The sequence below is a fragment of the Streptomyces sp. NPDC052023 genome (assembly GCF_044548465.1).
Taxonomy (GTDB): domain Bacteria; phylum Actinomycetota; class Actinomycetes; order Streptomycetales; family Streptomycetaceae; genus Streptomyces.
Genome location: NZ_JBIUBW010000007.1, coordinates 286,902 through 302,933 on the forward strand (window position 1 = coordinate 286,902; position 16,032 = coordinate 302,933).

The 16,032-nt window shown below is 71.9% G+C and carries 18 protein-coding genes; 10 read left to right on the plus strand and 8 right to left on the minus strand.

Translation table 11 applies throughout. The features are described from left to right. Window positions 1-87: 87 nt before the first annotated feature. The gene (locus tag ACIHCM_RS17965; protein WP_399896348.1) at window positions 88-1,056 is read right to left on the minus strand and encodes a TauD/TfdA dioxygenase family protein; all 969 of its coding nucleotides are present in this window, start codon (window positions 1,054-1,056) and stop codon (window positions 88-90) included. Window positions 1,057-1,261: 205 nt separating this feature from the next. Here ACIHCM_RS17965 and ACIHCM_RS17970 point away from each other — a divergent pair, with 205 nt between their 5' ends. Together ACIHCM_RS17970 and ACIHCM_RS17975 are read left to right on the plus strand one after the other, a co-directional pair. Beyond that, entirely contained in the window at window positions 1,262-2,092 is an 831-nt protein-coding gene (locus ACIHCM_RS17970; protein WP_399896351.1) for an aldo/keto reductase, read from the plus strand. Between the two features lie 47 nt (window positions 2,093-2,139). Next, window positions 2,140-2,745: a DNA polymerase ligase N-terminal domain-containing protein gene (locus tag ACIHCM_RS17975; RefSeq protein ID WP_399896354.1), complete on the plus strand. Its 606-nt coding sequence runs from the start codon at window positions 2,140-2,142 to the stop codon at window positions 2,743-2,745. A gap of 37 nt (window positions 2,746-2,782) precedes the next feature. On the opposite strand, the gene ACIHCM_RS17980 is transcribed toward ACIHCM_RS17975, so the two are convergent. The 3 genes from ACIHCM_RS17980 to ACIHCM_RS17990 form a co-directional block, all read right to left on the minus strand. Further along, the gene (locus ACIHCM_RS17980) at window positions 2,783-3,793 is read right to left on the minus strand and encodes an alpha/beta hydrolase family protein (protein WP_399896357.1); all 1,011 of its coding nucleotides are present in this window, start codon (window positions 3,791-3,793) and stop codon (window positions 2,783-2,785) included. Window positions 3,794-3,820: 27 nt separating this feature from the next. Continuing rightward, entirely contained in the window at window positions 3,821-4,276 is a 456-nt protein-coding gene (locus ACIHCM_RS17985; RefSeq protein WP_399896439.1) for a peroxiredoxin, read from the minus strand. Window positions 4,277-4,383: 107 nt separating this feature from the next. Further along, on the minus strand, window positions 4,384-4,905 hold the full coding sequence (locus ACIHCM_RS17990; protein WP_399896360.1) for a MarR family winged helix-turn-helix transcriptional regulator: 522 nt from the start codon (window positions 4,903-4,905) through the stop codon (window positions 4,384-4,386). Window positions 4,906-5,288: 383 nt separating this feature from the next. On the opposite strand from ACIHCM_RS17990, the gene ACIHCM_RS17995 reads away from it, so the two are divergent. The 4 genes from ACIHCM_RS17995 to hemC all read left to right on the plus strand — a co-directional run bounded on the left by ACIHCM_RS17995 (window position 5,289) and on the right by hemC (window position 8,937). Next, window positions 5,289-5,978, plus strand: coding sequence for a response regulator (locus ACIHCM_RS17995; RefSeq protein WP_399896363.1), 690 nt, complete (start codon window positions 5,289-5,291; stop codon window positions 5,976-5,978). 73 nt (window positions 5,979-6,051) lie between these two features. After that, complete coding sequence (locus ACIHCM_RS18000; RefSeq protein WP_399896366.1) at window positions 6,052-7,035, plus strand: ATP-dependent DNA ligase; 984 nt, start codon at window positions 6,052-6,054, stop codon at window positions 7,033-7,035. Window positions 7,036-7,178: 143 nt separating this feature from the next. Beyond that, window positions 7,179-7,955 carry an NPP1 family protein gene (locus tag ACIHCM_RS18005; protein ID WP_399896369.1) on the plus strand — a complete coding sequence of 259 codons (777 nt, stop codon included), beginning with the start codon at window positions 7,179-7,181 and terminating at the stop codon, window positions 7,953-7,955. Between the two features lie 49 nt (window positions 7,956-8,004). Then, window positions 8,005-8,937 (plus strand): hydroxymethylbilane synthase, encoded by a 933-nt coding sequence (gene hemC / locus ACIHCM_RS18010; protein WP_399896372.1) that lies wholly within the window; start codon window positions 8,005-8,007, stop codon window positions 8,935-8,937. Between the two features lie 6 nt (window positions 8,938-8,943). On the opposite strand, the gene ACIHCM_RS18015 is transcribed toward hemC, so the two are convergent. Beyond that, on the minus strand, window positions 8,944-9,465 hold the full coding sequence (locus ACIHCM_RS18015) for a hypothetical protein (protein ID WP_393109789.1): 522 nt from the start codon (window positions 9,463-9,465) through the stop codon (window positions 8,944-8,946). 527 nt (window positions 9,466-9,992) lie between these two features. Here ACIHCM_RS18015 and ACIHCM_RS18020 point away from each other — a divergent pair. Next, window positions 9,993-10,787 (plus strand): RNA polymerase sigma factor SigF, encoded by a 795-nt coding sequence (locus ACIHCM_RS18020; RefSeq protein ID WP_399896377.1) that lies wholly within the window; start codon window positions 9,993-9,995, stop codon window positions 10,785-10,787. Between the two features lie 42 nt (window positions 10,788-10,829). Here the strand turns inward: ACIHCM_RS18020 and ACIHCM_RS18025 are convergent, their stop codons facing one another. After that, a complete protein-coding gene (locus ACIHCM_RS18025) occupies window positions 10,830-11,192 on the minus strand; it encodes an ANTAR domain-containing protein (protein WP_399896380.1) in 363 nt (120 codons plus the stop codon). Between the two features lie 125 nt (window positions 11,193-11,317). Between ACIHCM_RS18025 and ACIHCM_RS18030 the strand changes: the two genes are divergently transcribed. Beyond that, window positions 11,318-12,121 carry a VOC family protein gene (locus ACIHCM_RS18030; RefSeq protein ID WP_399896383.1) on the plus strand — a complete coding sequence of 268 codons (804 nt, stop codon included), beginning with the start codon at window positions 11,318-11,320 and terminating at the stop codon, window positions 12,119-12,121. A gap of 10 nt (window positions 12,122-12,131) precedes the next feature. On the opposite strand, the gene glgX is transcribed toward ACIHCM_RS18030, so the two are convergent. Beyond that, window positions 12,132-14,255 (minus strand): glycogen debranching protein GlgX, encoded by a 2,124-nt coding sequence (gene glgX, locus ACIHCM_RS18035; RefSeq protein ID WP_399896441.1) that lies wholly within the window; start codon window positions 14,253-14,255, stop codon window positions 12,132-12,134. 29 nt (window positions 14,256-14,284) lie between these two features. Further along, window positions 14,285-14,797 (minus strand): pep a2, encoded by a 513-nt coding sequence (locus tag ACIHCM_RS18040; protein ID WP_399896386.1) that lies wholly within the window; start codon window positions 14,795-14,797, stop codon window positions 14,285-14,287. Between the two features lie 296 nt (window positions 14,798-15,093). Here ACIHCM_RS18040 and ACIHCM_RS18045 point away from each other — a divergent pair, with 296 nt between their 5' ends. After that, complete coding sequence (locus ACIHCM_RS18045) at window positions 15,094-15,390, plus strand: DUF5133 domain-containing protein (protein WP_399896389.1); 297 nt, start codon at window positions 15,094-15,096, stop codon at window positions 15,388-15,390. Window positions 15,391-15,459: 69 nt separating this feature from the next. Beyond that, window positions 15,460-16,032, plus strand: a 573-nt coding sequence (locus ACIHCM_RS18050; RefSeq protein WP_399896392.1) for a maltotransferase domain-containing protein, incomplete at its 3' end; no start/stop codon positions are given.

Below are 16,032 nucleotides of genomic sequence, written 5' to 3' on the forward strand. Positions count from 1 at the left end.
CCCGGTCCCGCGAGGACTACGTGCGGATCCTCACCGACATGGCGACGAAGCCGGCCCCCGCGCTGGGCCGGCAGCCGGACGCCTGACTCACCAGCGTCCCGGCTCGGTGCCGGTGATCGGCTCCGACGGCCTGCCGTCGACGCCGACGGGGACGTCACCGGCAAGCATCACCCGGTGCATGATCCGGGGGTGACCGAGGTGGGCGTTGTCGCCGGGGGCCAGGTGGATCGTGGCCCGGTTGTCCCAGAAGGCCACGCTGCCCGGCTCCCACCGGAACCGGACCGTGTACTCCGGGCGGACGGCCTGCTCCAGCAGCATCTCCAGCAGCAGCCGGCTCTCGGGGCGGGAGACGCCGGTGATCTGCTCGACGTAGTAGCCGTTGACGTACAGGACGCGCTCACCGGTCTCCGGATGGACGCGCACCAGGGGGTGCTCCGAAGCGACCTGATGATCCAGCAGGTTGCGGAGGTAGGCGTCGTCGCCCGGGCGGGGCTGGTAGCCGACGCCGAGCCGGTGCTCGGCCCGCAGCCCGTCCACGAACTCGCGCACCGGCGCGGAGAGTCCGGCGTACGCCGCCGCCAGGTTCGACCAGGTGGTGTCACCGCCGTACGGCGGGACGGTCTCGGCGCGCAGGATCGTCGCGGCCGGCGGGTCGATCCAGGCGCCGTGGTCGCAGTGCCAGCCGCGCAGCAGGGTGTGCCGTCGGCGCTGGAGCCACTCCTCGTGCTCCATGCCGAACCTGCCGCCGAGCTCCAGCCGGTCGGCGGTCGTCTCGATCTCCGGGAAGCCGGCCGGTGAGGCACTGCCCCGCCGCCTCAGCACCACCGGCTCACCGAACCGCCGCGCGAACGCCACGTGCGCGGCGTGGTCCAGGCTCTGGCCCCGGAAGAACACCACCTTCCAGCGCAGCACCGCGTCCCGGATCGCGGCCACCTGTGCGTCGTGAAGCTCACCGGCCAGGTCGACGCCCGTGATCTCGGCCCCGATGTGCCCCGCGACGGGGTTCACCTCGACCCCCACGGCCCGCTGCCCCGCCATGGCCCTGTCCGTCGTCATGCGCACTCCATCGGTCGTCCGGCCAGCTCCGTGAAAGATCGTGACAGCGATCCTCCGCCGTGGCGACCCGCACCCCTTCCCGTCCAGACCACTTCTGGCCTCGCGGCGTTCCCGAGGGCAGCCGGGGCCGCCTCGGCCCGCGGCGGCGGGCACGGGCGGGCCCGCCCATACTGTCGGTACGGCAGAGTCGAGCGAAGGGTGGACCGTGGACGGCATTCCGGCGCACACGCTCAACGACGGCACGGCGCTCCCCGCCCTCGGCCTGGGCACCTGGCCGATGGACGACGCGCACGCCGAGCGGGCGGTGCTGACCGCCCTGGACCTGGGCTATCGCCTGATCGACACGGCGACGAACTATCGCAACGAGACGGGCGTGGGCCGCGCGATCGCCCGCAGCCGTGTCCCGCGCGAGGAGATCGTGGTCACGACGAAGCTCCCGGGCAGGCACCACGGCTACGAGCAGACCCTCGCCTCGTTCGAGGAGTCCCGGAGCCGGCTGGGGGTGGAGCAGGTGGACCTGTATCTGATCCACTGGCCGCTCCCCCGCGTCGGCAAGTACGTCGACTCCTGGCGGGCCATGATCAAACTGCGCGAGGAGGGCCTCGTGCGGTCGATCGGGGTCTCCAACTTCACGGTCGAGCACATCGAGCGGCTGGAGAAGGAGACGGGCGTGCTGCCCGCCGTGAACCAGATCGAGCTGCACCCCTACCTCCCGCAGGAGGAGTCGCGCGCCTTCCACGCCGAGAAGGGCATCGTGACCGAGAGCTGGAGCCCGCTCGGCCGCGGCACCGACCTGCTGCAGGACCCCGTGGTCGTCACCGTGGCCGAGGCACACGGCGTGACACCCGGTCAGGTCGTGCTGCGCTGGCACACCCAGCTGGGCGCACTGCCCATTCCCAAGTCGGCGGACGCCGAGCGGCAGCGGCAGAACCTCGACATCTTCGGGTTCACGCTGACGCCCGCGCAGATGCAGGCCGTCGCCGACCGCGAGCCGCAGCGCACCGGCGGGGACCCCGAGGTGCACGAGGAGTTCTGACGCCGGCGGCCCGGGGTACCCGGTGGCGGCGCACGGAAGGAGTCACGGTGGGTGGCGACGACCGGCTGCGGACCTACCGCGGCAAACGTGATTTCGGGCGGACCGGCGAGCCCGAGGGGCGTGCGGGCACCTCGGGCGACGCGCCCCGGTTCGTGGTGCAGATCCATGACGCGAGCACCCTGCACTTCGACTTCCGGCTGCAGGTGGACGACGTGCTGAAGTCGTGGTCGATCCCGAAAGGTCCGTCCGCCGATCCGAAGGACAAGCGGCTGGCCGTGCCGACGGAGGACCATCCGCTGGAGTACGAGCAGTTCGAGGGCGTCATCCCGGCGGGTGAGTACGGCGGTGGCACGGTGATCGTCTGGGATCACGGGACGTACGAGCCGATGAGCCATGACCGTAAGGGGCGGCCGGTCGACTTCGGCGAGTCGCTGGAGCACGGGCACGCCACGTTCCGGCTCAACGGGTCGAAGCTGCGCGGCGAGTACGCGCTCACCCGGTTCCGCGGCGACCAGGGCGACGCGGAGGCCTGGCTGCTGGTGAAGGCCGGGCACACCCGGGCGGGCCGGGGCACACCGGATCCGCGACGGGCCCGGTCGGTGCGCAGTGGCCGTACGCTCGCCCAGGTCGCCGCGGACGCCGGGGAGGACTGAGCCGCGGCGGCCGGGTGCCGGCGCCGCCCTGCCGACGTCAGCGCAGGTGGCGCGCGAAGAAGTCCATGGTGGTGTCCATGGAGCTCCGCCAGCGGGCGTGGAAGGTGTGGCCCTCCCCCGGCTGCTTCACCAGCCGGACGTCCACGCCCGCCGCCGCGAACGCGGCAGCGGTCTGCTCGGACCACTTCAGGGGGCAGGTGCCGTCGGCGGTGCCGTGCTGGATGAGCAGCGGCTCCGTCACCCGGTCGGCGTAGGTGATCGGTGAGATCTCCCGCCAGAAGGCGGGGTTCTCCTCGGGGGTGCCGTGCGCGGCCTCGATCTCGGCGACGACGGGGTCGCCGTCGGGCCGCTGGAACCGGTCGATGTTCTCCTCGGGACGCGAACTGACCGGGGCGAAGACCGCGGCCGCGTCCACCAGGCCCGGCGTCACCACCAGCGTGTTGTACACGACTCCGCCGCCCATGGAACGGCCCAGCAGGCCGATCCGGTCGCCGTCGGTCTCCGGACGGCCGGAGCCACACAGGGCCTTGACGGCCGCGATGACGTCCTCCGTGTAGCCGAGACGGAGGTTGACGTCGTTGTCCGGGTCGTCGTCGGAGCCTGCGTGGTTGCGGTAGTCGGTGTGCAGGACGGCACAGCCGTTGCGGGCGAGCAGGTCCTGCTGGCGGGCCAGTCCACGGCCGGTGGTGTAGACGGCGGGGTCGATGTAACCGTGCGCCAGCACGAGCGCCGGGAAGGGCCCCATGCCCTCGGGCACGTCGAGGATGCCGGAGATGGTGAGACCGTTCGCCTGGTAGGTGACGGCGTACTGGGTGCGGGCGCGAACAGCGCCGAGGCGCAGGCCGGAGCCCGTGTGCTCGCGGGCGATGAGGCCCGGCAGGGACACGGGGCCGGGCGGCTTCGGCGTCGGGCCGGTGGTGTCCGGGCGTTCGGCGCGGGTCGCGGCCGGGGTGGACGTCTCGGGACCGGTGGCTTCGCCGTTGGTGCAGCCGACCACGGCCGCCAGCATCAGGCAGGCGGTGACGCGGGCTTTGCCTCGCAGCCGCATGGGGCCAGTATCGCGGACGCGGCTCCGTCAGTCAGCCGCTCCCGCCCCCTGGTGGCTGCGCAGGGCCGCGAGGGCCCGGTCGGCGTGGGTGTTCATGCGCAGTTCGCTGCGGACGACCTCCAGGACGGTGCGGTCCTCGGCGATGACGAAGGTGACGCGCCTGGTCGGGGCCAGCTGGAATCCCCGCTTCACGCCGAACCGTTCACGGATCGCGCCGTCCGGGTCGGACAGCAGCGGCATGCCGAGCGTGTGCCGTCCGGCGAACTCCGCCTGCCGCTCGACCGTGTCGCCGCTGATGCCGACCGGCCGGGCTCCCACCGCGGCGAACTCCGCGGCCAGGTCGCGGAAGTGGCAGGCTTCGGCCGTGCAGCCCGCGGTGAGGGCGGCGGGGTAGAAGAACAGCACGACCGGCCCGTCGGCGAGCAGTGCGGACAGCCGGCGGGGGGTCCCCGTCTCGTCCGGCAGCTCGAAGTCCTCGATCATGTCGCCGACGTGCGGCTGGGACGGGGGCACGGTTCCTCCTTGGGTCGCCTGACGCGCGATCCTACTCGCCGGTAGGGCGCGGGGGCACCCGGTGGACGACCCCGGCTTCAGGAGGTGCCGGCCTCGGCGGCGGCCCGCGGCTCGGCGTCGTCGTCGGCCGCCGCCGCGAGGAAGTCGTCGACCATCCGGTGGAAGAGCGTCGCGAGCCGGCGCAGTTCCTCCGGCGACCAGTCGGACAGGGCCAGTTGCATGCCGCGCGCCCCGACGTCGCGGATCCGCTCGATGGCGTCGCGCCCGGCCTCGGTGAGCTCGATGCGCTGGGCGCGCCGGTCGTCGGGGTCGGGGACGCGGCTGACGTACCCCGCGCGCTGCAACTGCTGCACCGTGCGCGTGACGTGCGAGGCCTCCACACCGAGCCGGTTGGCCAGTTCCCCGGGCCGCAGCGGCTCCGAGTCGGCGACCTGCCGCAGCAGTGCCACCGCCGCGCGGTCCAGCGGCACACCGGCCAGGGCCATCAGCCGATCGTGCTGCCGGGCGCGGGTGCTGAGGTAGGTGATGCGCATGAGGGCCCGCTCGATCTCGACGATCTCGGGGGACACGGGGCCCGGGGGAAGCGGCGGTGTGGGCATGCCTCCACATTACCATTCATTGCCTAAGTCAAGTAATTTACCGTGCACGTTCCGCACGGGACCGGTGGCCTCGGCGCCGAGCGCGGACCGGGCCGAAGGATCGGTGCGCCCCCTGCGAAGGTGCGGGCGCCACCCGGACGGCCCTCGTAGCCTCGCCCCGGGGCGCCGCGCGGTTCGGTCACTCCCGCCGCGCCCCGGGCGGTACCTCGGGCGGATGACATGTGCCGACGGCGGGCGAAGCCGCGCTGCCTTCCCGGGGCAGATCGCCCACCATGGGGGCAGGGGCCGGCCGGAGACCCCGGCCTGCCCGGCGACCACGTCACCGACGAGGTCACCACCGCGCCGCCGGACCCCACTGCCCAGGCAAGGGAAGAACGCACCTCATGACCATCCGCGTGTTGCTCGCCGACGACCAGGCCCTGCTGCGGGCCGCCTTCCGGATCCTGATCGACTCCTGTGACGACATGGAGGTGGTCGGCGAGGCCGTCGACGGCGCCCGGGCGATCGAGCTGGCCCGGGCCCACCGGCCCGACGTCGTCCTGATGGACATCCGCCTGCCCGGCAGCGACGGACTGGCCGCCACGACCGCCATCTGCGCCGACCCGGAGCTGTCCGCGACCCGTGTGCTGGTCCTCGCCACGTCCGAGATCGACGAGGACGTGGCCGAGGCGCTGGCGGCAGGGGCCAGCGGATTTCTCGGCAAGGAGGCCACCCCCGACGCACTGCTCGACGGCGTGCGGATCGTGGCGGCCGGCGAGTCCCTGCTCTCCCCGCTCGCCACCCGCGCCCTGATCACACGTTTCCTTGCCACTCCCGCCGACGGCGCACGGCTCGCGGCGCCCGAGGACCTCGCCGCACTGACGGCCGGGGAACGTGAGGTGCTGGGCCGGGTGGCCGAGGGCCGGACCGATACGGAGATCGCGGAGAAGCTCCTGCTCAGCCCGCCGGACGTGCGGTCCCACGTGGACCGCGCGATGACCAAGCTGGGCGCCCGGGACCGCGCTCAACTGGTTGTCATCGCCTACCAGTCGGGGCTGGTACGGGCCGTGCCGCCGCCGGCCGGGGCGCACTGACCCCACCCTCCGTTCAGGGGAAACCTGCGGGCGGGGCGCGTGGCGCCGCCCCACCCCGTCGACACCTCAAGCCGTGACCCTGCCGCTGATCGCCCCCATGCTCGCCACGCCCGGCACCCTGCCGCCCGCCGCCCAGGACGCGCGGTGGGCGTACGAGACCAAGCAGGACGGCCAGCGTGCGGTGGTGTATCTCCCCGGCGACGGAAGCGTGCTGCTGCGCGCCAGGTCCGGCGAGGAGATCACCGGCGCCTACCCCGAACTGCTGCCGCTCGGCGCTGCCCTGGGCGGCACGGCCGCGGTGCTGGACGGCGAGGTGCTGGCGCTGGACGAACAGGGGCGTGCCGACTTCCAGTTGCTCCAGTCGAGGATGGGCCTCGCCCACTCCCCCGCGCGGGCGGCCCGCCGTGCGGCCCAGGTACCGGTCCACCTGGTGCTGTTCGACGTGATGCACCTGGCGGGGCACTCCTTGACCGGGCTGTCCTACGCCCGGCGGCGCGCCCGGCTGGAAGCCCTGGGCCTCGCCGGGCCGTTCTGGTCCACTCCGGGGGCCCTGGTGGGCCACGGCGCCCAGGCGCTCCAGGCCACCCTCGAGCACGGTCTGGAAGGCCTGGTCTGCAAGCGGCTGGACTCGGTGTACGAACCGGGTGTGCGCTCCCGCGCCTGGATCAAGATCCGCAACATGCGCGGCGAGGACGTCGTCGTGGGCGGCTGGCTGCCCGGCAAGGGCCGGCTGACGGGCCTGCCGGGCGCGGTGCTGGTCGGCCAGCGCGACGCCGCCGGGCGGCTGCGGTACGTCGGTGGCGTGGGCACCGGCTGGAGTGAGGCCGAACGGACGGAACTGGCGGCGCTGCTGCGGGAACACGCCAGTGACGCCTGCCCCTTCGATCCGGTGCCGCCGGCGCCGGGCGCGCGGTGGGTGCGTCCCCGGCTGGTCGGCGAGGTCCGCTACAGCACCCGTACCAGGGCCGGGCTGCTGCGCCAGCCGTCCTGGCTGCGGCTGCGGCCCGACCTCACGCCCGAGGAGTCCACGGCCGATCTGCCGGAGCACCTCGCCTGACGCCGTTTCAGCGGGCAACTATTGGGCTGTCCTTCACCGACGGGACGCCTGTGACCTCTTGGCCGGGACGGGCTTTCCGGGGAAGCTGAACTGCCTTTCCCCCCACAGCCCTTGGGCTGCGCCCGAACCAGGAGGAGGACGCAGTGTCGTCGCCGAAGTCCGCCGTACACCGCAGGAGATGGCTCACCGTTGTCGGTGGTGCCGCCGCGCTCGTCGTCGCCTTTCCCGCCACCGCCTTCGCCGCCCCGCCGCCGGCGCTGCCCGCCAACGCCGACAGCCTGGAGCGGACGTTCCAGCCGGCCCTCGACTACGACAAGGACGGCTGCTACGCGACGCCCGCCATCAGCGCCGACGGCACCGTCAACGGAGGCCTCAACCCGACCGGGGCGCTCAACGGCAACTGCCGGGACGCCTCCGACCTGGACAACACCAACAGCTACTCCCGCTACAAGTGCAACAACGGCTGGTGCGGCATCGTGTACGGCCTGTACTTCGAGAAGGACCAGGCCCTGCCGGGCAGCAGCATAGGCGGGCACCGCCACGACTGGGAGCACATCGTCGTGTGGGTGCAGGACAACCAGGCCAAGTACGTCTCGACGTCCAACCACGGCTCGTTCACCGTGCACAACGCCTCGGCGATCCGCTTCGAGGGCACGCACGCGAAGATCGTGTACCACAAGGACGGCATCAGCACGCACTGCTTCCGCGCCGCCAACTCCAACGACGAGCCGCCGGAGAACCACAAGGGCACCTGGCAGTACCCGCCGCTGGTCGGCTGGAACGGCTACCCGGCCGGGGTGCGGGACAAGCTGGCGTCGTACGACTTCGGCAGCGCGCACTTCGGTCTGAAGGACGGCAGCTTCACCTCCCACCTGGCGAAGGCCAAGCCGTCCGGCATCGCGTTCGACCCCAACGCCTGACGGGCGTTCCCGGGCGCGGCGGGGGCCGGTGACGGTCTATCGTGTCGGCATGCCGGTCCCCGCACTGATCCGCATCGTCTCCCGGGACTCCCCCATGGCGCTCGCCCAGGTGGCCCGCGTCCAGGCGGAGTTGACAGCCTGTCATCCCGAGGTGAGAACCGAGGTCCTGCCGGTGAAGACCACCGGCGACAAGTGGCTCGGCGATCTCTCCCTGGTCGAGGGCAAGGGCGCGTTCACCAAGGAGGTCGACGCGGCGCTGCTGGCCGGTGAGGCCGACCTCGCGGTGCACTGCGTCAAGGACGTGCCCGCCGACCGGCCACTCCCGGCCGGTACGGTGTTCGCGGCGTTCCTGAAGCGCGACGACATCCGTGACGCGCTGGTGCATCCGGGTGGGCTCACCCTGGACGAGCTCCCGGCCGGCACCCGCATCGGCACCTCCTCGGTGCGCCGGGTCGCCCAGCTCGCCGCCACGCATCCGCACCTGGAGTGCGTGCCCTTCCGTGGCAACGCGGGCCGGCGGCTGGACAAGCTCGCCGCCGGTGACGCGGACGCGCTGCTGCTGGCCGTCTCCGGTCTGGAACGCATCGGCCGCCGGGACGTGATCAGTGAGGTGCTCTCCCCCGACGTGATGATGCCGCCCATCGGCGCGGGCATCCTCGCCCTGCAGTGCCGCGAGGGCGACAGCGACCTGATCGACGCGGTCAGCGCGCTCGGCGACCCCGGTACGCACCGGGAGGCGACGGCGGAGCGGATGTTCCTGCATGTGCTGCAAGGGCACTGCAACAGCCCGATCGCCGGTTTCGCGCGGACGGACCACGGCGAACTCTCCCTGCGCGCCTGCGTGTTCACGCCGGACGGCAAGACCCGGCTCAACGCCCACGAGTGGGCGGGCCGCCTGGACCCCGCCACCCTGGGCACCTCGGTCGCCGTGGCCCTGCTGCGTCAGGGCGCCCGCGAGATCATCGACGGCATTCCGCACTGACCCGCGTCAGGCGGTGCCCTCCTCTGCCTGGTCGCGCAGGAAGTTGCTGACCTGGTGGGCGAGGCTCTCCCGGCCGGCGCCGGCCGGGGCGCACGCGGTCGCCTCGTGCAGGCCGATGCCGCCCGTCCACAGCCGGCGGTCGGCCCAGTCGTCGTCCACCCGCAGCTGGATCTGCACGTCCACCTGCGCCAGGGCCGCCTCGGTTCCGGCCGCGTACGCGACGGCGGTGACCCGGCGCAGCGGGTAGACGTCGTAGCCCTCGACGAACTGCGAGTTCCGCCAGTCCAGGAACGCGCTCTCCCCGTCGGGGCCGATCCGCACGTCGATCTGGCCGTCCTCCAGATGGATGCCGAAGCGGCGGTCACCGCGGTTCTCGACGGTCACCCGCAGCCGGAAGTACGTCAGCCCCTCGGCGGCGTCGTCGCGTCCACGCGGCGGCTCCGCCCGCTCCAGACCGTGGACGCGAACGCGCAGACCGGCATGCTCGTCGTACTCCTGCCAGTCCCCGACCACGTTCGGCTCGTACACACTCCACCTCTCGACCTCTCGAAGCTGCTTCCTATCCGTGGGCTCAGCGCAGTGTCAAATGAGCAGAATGGGCTGTGGCCAGGGATTTCCCGCACTTGATCGCTGATCAAGCCGTGCGCAGGGACAATCCGCACAGGCCCTTCCACGGGCGTGCCGCACATCACGTCCACCTTCCGGGTCGGCCGGCCGGCTGTCCCCGCGGCAGGGAGACGGCGCGACGGCGGGAGGCCGGGACCTCCGTCGTGAGCCGGCCGGGCGCACCACCGAACACGTGCACGACCTCGGTCGGAGAACGCCACCGTTCGGAGTCGCCCGGTCGCGGAAGGATACGGCGCGAGCACCGTGGAACCCGGACACCTGAAGGGCGTTTCGTACGCATTTGTCATGGGAAGACTGTTTTAAGTGCTTCGGACAGGAGGCACGTCCGTGGGTCAGGTACGCCGCCCCCGCACGTGTTCCTGCGAGCGATCCGGGCGCCCCCTCCCACGGTCTCTGTCCACCCGGCACCTGCTGAGGGAGGCGCGCACATGCGTACCGCCAGCAGAACGAAGCAACACCCCCACGACGACGCCCCCGACACGGCCGCGGAATTCCTGCGCCTGCGGGAACTCCCGGACGGCCCGGAACGCAAAGCGCTGCGGGACGAACTGGTACGGGTCTGGTTGCCCATGGCGGAGCGGATCGCCGTGCGCTTCCGAGGCCGCGGCGAGGCCCTGGAGGACCTCTACCAGGTCGCCGCCCTCGGGCTCGTCAAGGCCGTCGACCACTACGACCCCGCCCGCGGCCGCGCCTTCGAGGCGTACGCCGTGCCGACGGTCACGGGCGAGATCAAGCGCCATTTCCGCGACCACATGTGGACGCTGCACGTCCCGCGCCGGGTCCAGGACCTCCGTAACCGGGTGCGGCGCGCCATGAAGGAGCTCTCCCAGACCACGCCGGGCCGGCCCCCCACCGTCGCCGAGATCGCCGCGTACGCGGAGCTCAGCGAGGAGGAGGTGCGCACCGGCATGGAGGCGCTGGAGTGCTTCACCGCGCTGTCCCTGGAGGCGGAGATGCCCGGGACGGACGGGTACGCCCTCGCGGACGCGATAGGCGGGCTCGACCCGAGCTACGACACCGTCGTCGACCGGGTCGCCGTGGCGCCCTGTCTACAGGCACTGCCGGAGCGTGAGCGGACCATTCTCTATCTGCGCTTCTTCCAGGGGATGACGCAGAGCTGCATCGCACAGCAGCTGGGCATCTCGCAGATGCACGTCTCGCGGCTGCTCAGCGCCTGCTTCGCCAGGCTGCGCGAGGAACTGCTCGCGGGCACACCCCGCTGAGCCGGGAAGGGGAGTCACCCGGGCGGTGCAGCGGAGAGGAAGTCAGTCGGGAGGCGCACCGGGGATCTGCGTGCCGGGGATCTGCGTGCCGGGGATCTGCGTGGGACCGTAGCGGTCCAGGGCGTCCTCGAGGGCTGCGCGGATCTCCGGGGGCATCTCCCCCTCGCGGCCCCAGGTCAGCACGAGCTCCGCCACCGTGCGGAGCTTGGTGTTCGTGTGCTGGGAGACCTCCTTCAGCACCGCCCATCCCTCGTCCGGCGTCACCCTGCCGAGCGCCACCATCATCCCGATGGCCTGGTCCACCACGGCATGCGAGCAGACGGCCTCCTTGAGCTGGACGATCTCGTCCTCCAAGGCCCGGAGCCGGTCGGTGTCGCCGGCGGGCTCGTGCGGTACACCTGCCACACCTCCATCCTCCCCATCGGGACTGACGTCTGCCACCGGGGTACTCGGCAGGCGTCATGACCGGTTCCGGTTGGACACTGGTGTCGAACCGGTGGCTACCGGTCGACGAGACCAGGACGACTGCCATGCAACATGACACGACACCCACGACCCGTACGACGGACGTGGTCACCACGAACAACGCCTTCGGGGCGCCATGCTGGGTGAGTCTCACCAGTCGCGACGTGCGCGCCACCGAAGAGTTCTACACCGCCGTACTGGGCTGGGAATGGCGGAAGGCCAAGCTCGGCGACCACTTCCGGATCGCGCTGGCGGAGGGCTCGCCCGTCGCCGGCATCGCCGCGGTCGCCAGCATGTGGCAGATGGCGGTCGCCTGGACCCCCTACTTCGCCGTCCCCAGCGCGGACGCCGCGGTGGCCCGGGCGCAGGAGCGTGGCGGCACGGCGGCGGTCGGGCCCATCTCGCTGCCGCCCGGCCGCGCCGCCCTGCTCGCCGACCGGGACGGGGCGACCTTCGGCATCTGGGAGGGCGAGCTGGTCACCGACTGGGAGACCTGGCACCGTGCCGCGCCCGCCTTCATCCGGCTGCACACCAGGGACGCCTTCGACGCCGCCATCTTCTACGGCGAGGTCCTGGAGTGGGCCTCGGCGACGCGCGGCTGCTGCGAGATCAACTACGAGGGCGAGGAGGTCGTCCTGCGCAGCGGCGGTGACGTGGTGGCCCGCATCGAGTCCGGCGCCCTGGAGGCGGCTCCCGATCCCACCATCCGCCCGCACTGGCAGATCCACTTCGCGGTGGCCGACGTGGCGAGCTGCGCACGGGCCGCGGAGCACCACGGCGGCAGCGTGCTGCGCCTGGACACCGAGGACGCCGTGCTGCGCGACCCCGACGGGGCCCAGTTCACGGTGACCTCGCGCCGTCAGCGCTGAGCGCGCCCTGCTACGCGGCCGGCGCGTTCCGTGACGGCCGGGACAGCACGACGAGGCTGCGCGCCTCCACCGTGAGCGCGGTGGCCGCCTTGTGCTCGGTCTCGTCCGGCGGTCCCGTGGGGTCGGCGGTGTCGATGAGGGTGGTCCAGCGTTCGCCGTACGCACGGTCCGGCAGCCGGAAGACCACGGGCTCCCAGTAACTGTTGAGGAGCAGCAGGAAGGAGTCGTCGACCACGGGGCGCCCGTAGGCGTCGGGTTCGGCGATGGCGTCGCCGTTGACGAAGACACCGACGGAGTGCGCGTCCGAGCGCTGCCAGTCCTCGTCGGACATCTCGGTCGCGTCCGGTTGCAGCCACACCAGGTCGGGCAGCGGCTGCCCGGCATGCGTGACCGTCTCGCCGCGGAAGAAGCGCCGGCGGCGCAGCACCGGGTGGGCGGCGCGCAGCGCGATGACGTACCGCGTGAAGTCCCGCAGGTCCCGCTGCTCCTCGGTGAGCCGCCAGTCGATCCAGGAGACCTCGTTGTCCTGGCAGTAGGCGTTGTTGTTGCCGCCCTGGGTGCGCCCGATCTCGTCGCCGTGACAGAGCATGGGGATGCCCTGGGACAGCAGCAGGGTGGCGAGGAAGTTGCGCTGCTGGCGGCCGCGCAGTTCGAGGATCCCGGGATCGTCGGTATCGCCCTCGGCACCGCAGTTCCAGGACCGGTTGGTGCTCTCGCCGTCCCGGTTGCCCTCGCCGTTGGCGTCGTTGTGCTTGTCGTTGTACGACACGAGGTCGCGCAGGGTGAAGCCGTCGTGCGCGGTGACGAAGTTGACGCTGGCGCGGGGGCGGCGCCTGCTGTGCTGGTACAGGTCGGAGGAGCCGGTCAGCCGGGAGGCGAACTCACCGAGCGTGTGTTCCTCGCCGCGCCAGAAGTCCCGCACGGCGTCGCGGTACAGGCCGTTCCACTCCGACCACAGCGGCGGGAAGTTGCCCACCTGGTAGCCGCCCTCGCCCACGTCCCACGGCTCGGCGATCAGCTTGACCCTGCTGATGACGGGGTCCTGCTGGATCAGGTCGAAGAAAGCCGACAGCCGGTCCACCTCGTGGAACTGCCGCGCCAGTGTCGCCGCGAGGTCGAAGCGGAAGCCGTCGACGTGCATCTCGGTGACCCAGTACCGCAGCGAGTCCATGATCAGCTGAAGCACGTAGGGGTGACGCATGAGCAGGCTGTTGCCGGTGCCCGTGGTGTCGTAGTAGTGGCGCCAGTCGCCGTCGACGAGGCGGTAGTACGAGGAGTTGTCGATGCCCCGGAAGGAGAGCGTGGGGCCCTTCTCGTTGCCCTCGGCGGTGTGGTTGTAGACCACGTCGAGGATCACTTCGAGGCCGGCCGCGTGCAGCGCCTTGACCATCGACTTGAACTCGGCGACCTGCTGGCCCCGGGTGCCGTGCGCCGCGTAGGCGTTGTGCGGCGCGAAGAAGCCGATCGTGTTGTAGCCCCAGTAGTTGGACAGGCCGCGGTCCTGGAGATGGCCGTCCTGCACGAACTGGTGGACCGGCATCAGCTCGATGGCCGTCACGCCGAGTGAGGCGAGGTGCTCGACCGCGGCGGGGTGGGCGAGCCCGGCGTAGGTGCCGCGCAGTTCGGGCGGCACGTCGGGGTGGGTACGGGTGAGTCCGCGGACGTGCGCCTCGTAGATCACCGTGTCGGCGTACGGCCGTCCGAGCGGCCGGTCCTCGCCCCAGTCGAACGCCGGATCGGTCACCACGCCGAGCATGGTGTGCCCGGCGCTGTCGGCAGGGTCGGGCCCGGACGACGAGCGCTCGTACAGCGAGGGGTGGTTGTCGATCTGCCCGTCCACGGCCTTGGCGTACGGGTCGAGGAGCAGTTTCGCGGGGTTGCAGCGCTGGCCGGCCGACGGGTGCCAGGGGCCGTGCACCCGGTAGCCGTAGCGCTGGCCGGGCTTGATGCCGGGCAGGTAGCCGTGCCAGACGAAGCCGTCGACCTCGGTCAGGGGGATGTCGCGGTGGTTGCCGCGGTCGTCGACCAGCACGAGGTCGACGCGTTCGGCGACCTCACTGAAGAGCGCGAAGTTGGTGCCCTTGCCGTCGAAAGCGGCGCCCAAGGGGTAGGGGTGCCCGCTCCACACGGGCACCCCGTCCTTGCCGTTCGGCTTCTTCTTCGTCACCGCGCGTCCTCCAGGGCGCCGTCGGCCGGCCGCGCCGGGGCGGCGAGGGAGGCGACCGGCGTCTCGCGCGGCACCTGCAGCCCCTCACGCAGATCGGGCGCGGGCGCCATCGGCACCAGCGGGACGCGCTCGCCGGCGCGGGCCCGCTGCGAGAACCAGATGACCTTGCTGCCGGTGTCGGTGGCGCAGCAGCCCCAGCCGTCGCTCATGGCGGCGATGTGCTCCAGGCACGCCCGCAGGTCCAGATCGGGGCGGAGGTCCTGGTCGTTGTCGCCGACGGCGGTGATCAGGTGCTGGCCGTTCCACCACATCTCGATCGACGTGTGCTTGTCCGTCGCGTGCTCGTCGATGGCCTTCAGCAGCAGCTCGGCGCTGCCGCAGACGGGCTTGACCAGCGGTTCGAGGTCCCAGTACTTCAGGTGGGCCGCGAGGATGCGGCTGACCTGTCCAACGCGTTCCGGGCTGACTTCCACATCGAGGTGGTAGTAGCAGGGCACTGCGGTCTTCATCGTGGCTCCTCACCGGCGAGGCTCTCGCTCCCTCGCCCTAGCAAGCCGATCCCCGAACACGAAGCGTGAGCACTGATCGCTTCCGAGTCACCACAACAGTGCGGGTGCTAGCCCATTCGTGCAACACGAGCGAACTCCCGAGATGGTTGAACCTCTAACAAGACGCTGGGTCGTCGTGCGTGCACCATGAGTGAAGGCCCTCGATCGCCGTAACGGATCCGTGCCCCTCGCGGGCCCGGCCGCCGGCCCGACCGTCGGGAACGTGCCCATCGAGCGCCCGGAAGGTGAACGGCGCCATGCTGCTACCCGCCAGAGCCGAAGTCACCAGGCAGCTGCGGCGGTACCGGGCCTGGGAGCGTGCGATGCTCGCGGCCCCCACCGACAGCGCGGTGCGGACCGGCTTCGAGGACTCGGGCTACACCCTCTGCGTGCTGATGGGAAAGCGCTGCGCGCGCGAGGCCGCGGAGGCGGCCGAGCGCTACTTGCGCACCACGCTGGCCACCTACCTGCGGGACGAGACCTGCCGACCGCGTCCGGGCCGTGTCCCCCGGCGTGGACCCCCGCCGGGACGGCGTTCCCGGGCGGGGCTCTAGCCACCGTTCAAGGCGGTATCCCGAGCCGGGCCGAGGGGCCCGGCTTTGAGTACGACGGAGGTGAGACCCATGAGTACGACTGAGGCCATCGGCCGCATTCCGGTCCGGGACGTCCATCCGGCCGTGGAGGGCGGCAGGCGCCCGGCGAAGGCCGTTCCCGGAGAGACCTTCCAGGTCACGGCCACCGTGTTCCGCGAGGGCCATGACGCGGTCGCCGCCGATGTCGTCCTGCGGGATCCCGAGGGCCGGCCCGGCCCCTGGACGCCGATGCGCGAACTCGCCCCCGGAACCGACCGCTGGGGCGCCGAGGTCACTCCGGACGCCATCGGCCTGTGGACGTACTGCGTCGAGGCATGGAGCGATCCGGTCACCACCTGGCGGCACGTCGCCGGGATCAAGGTGCCGGCGGGCATCGACACCGGCCTGGTCCTCGAAGAGGGGGCCGTCCTGTACGAACGGGCCGCGGCCGACGTGCCCGAACGCGCGGCCCGCGAGGTCGTGCTGGCCGCCGCGCGAACCCTCCGGGACGACTCGTTGCCGGTCGCCACCCGCCTCGCGGCGGCGTTGACGCCCGAGGTGGACGCGGTGCTCGCGCGGTATCCGCTGCGGGAGTTGGTGACCGCTTCCGAGACGTTGCCGTTG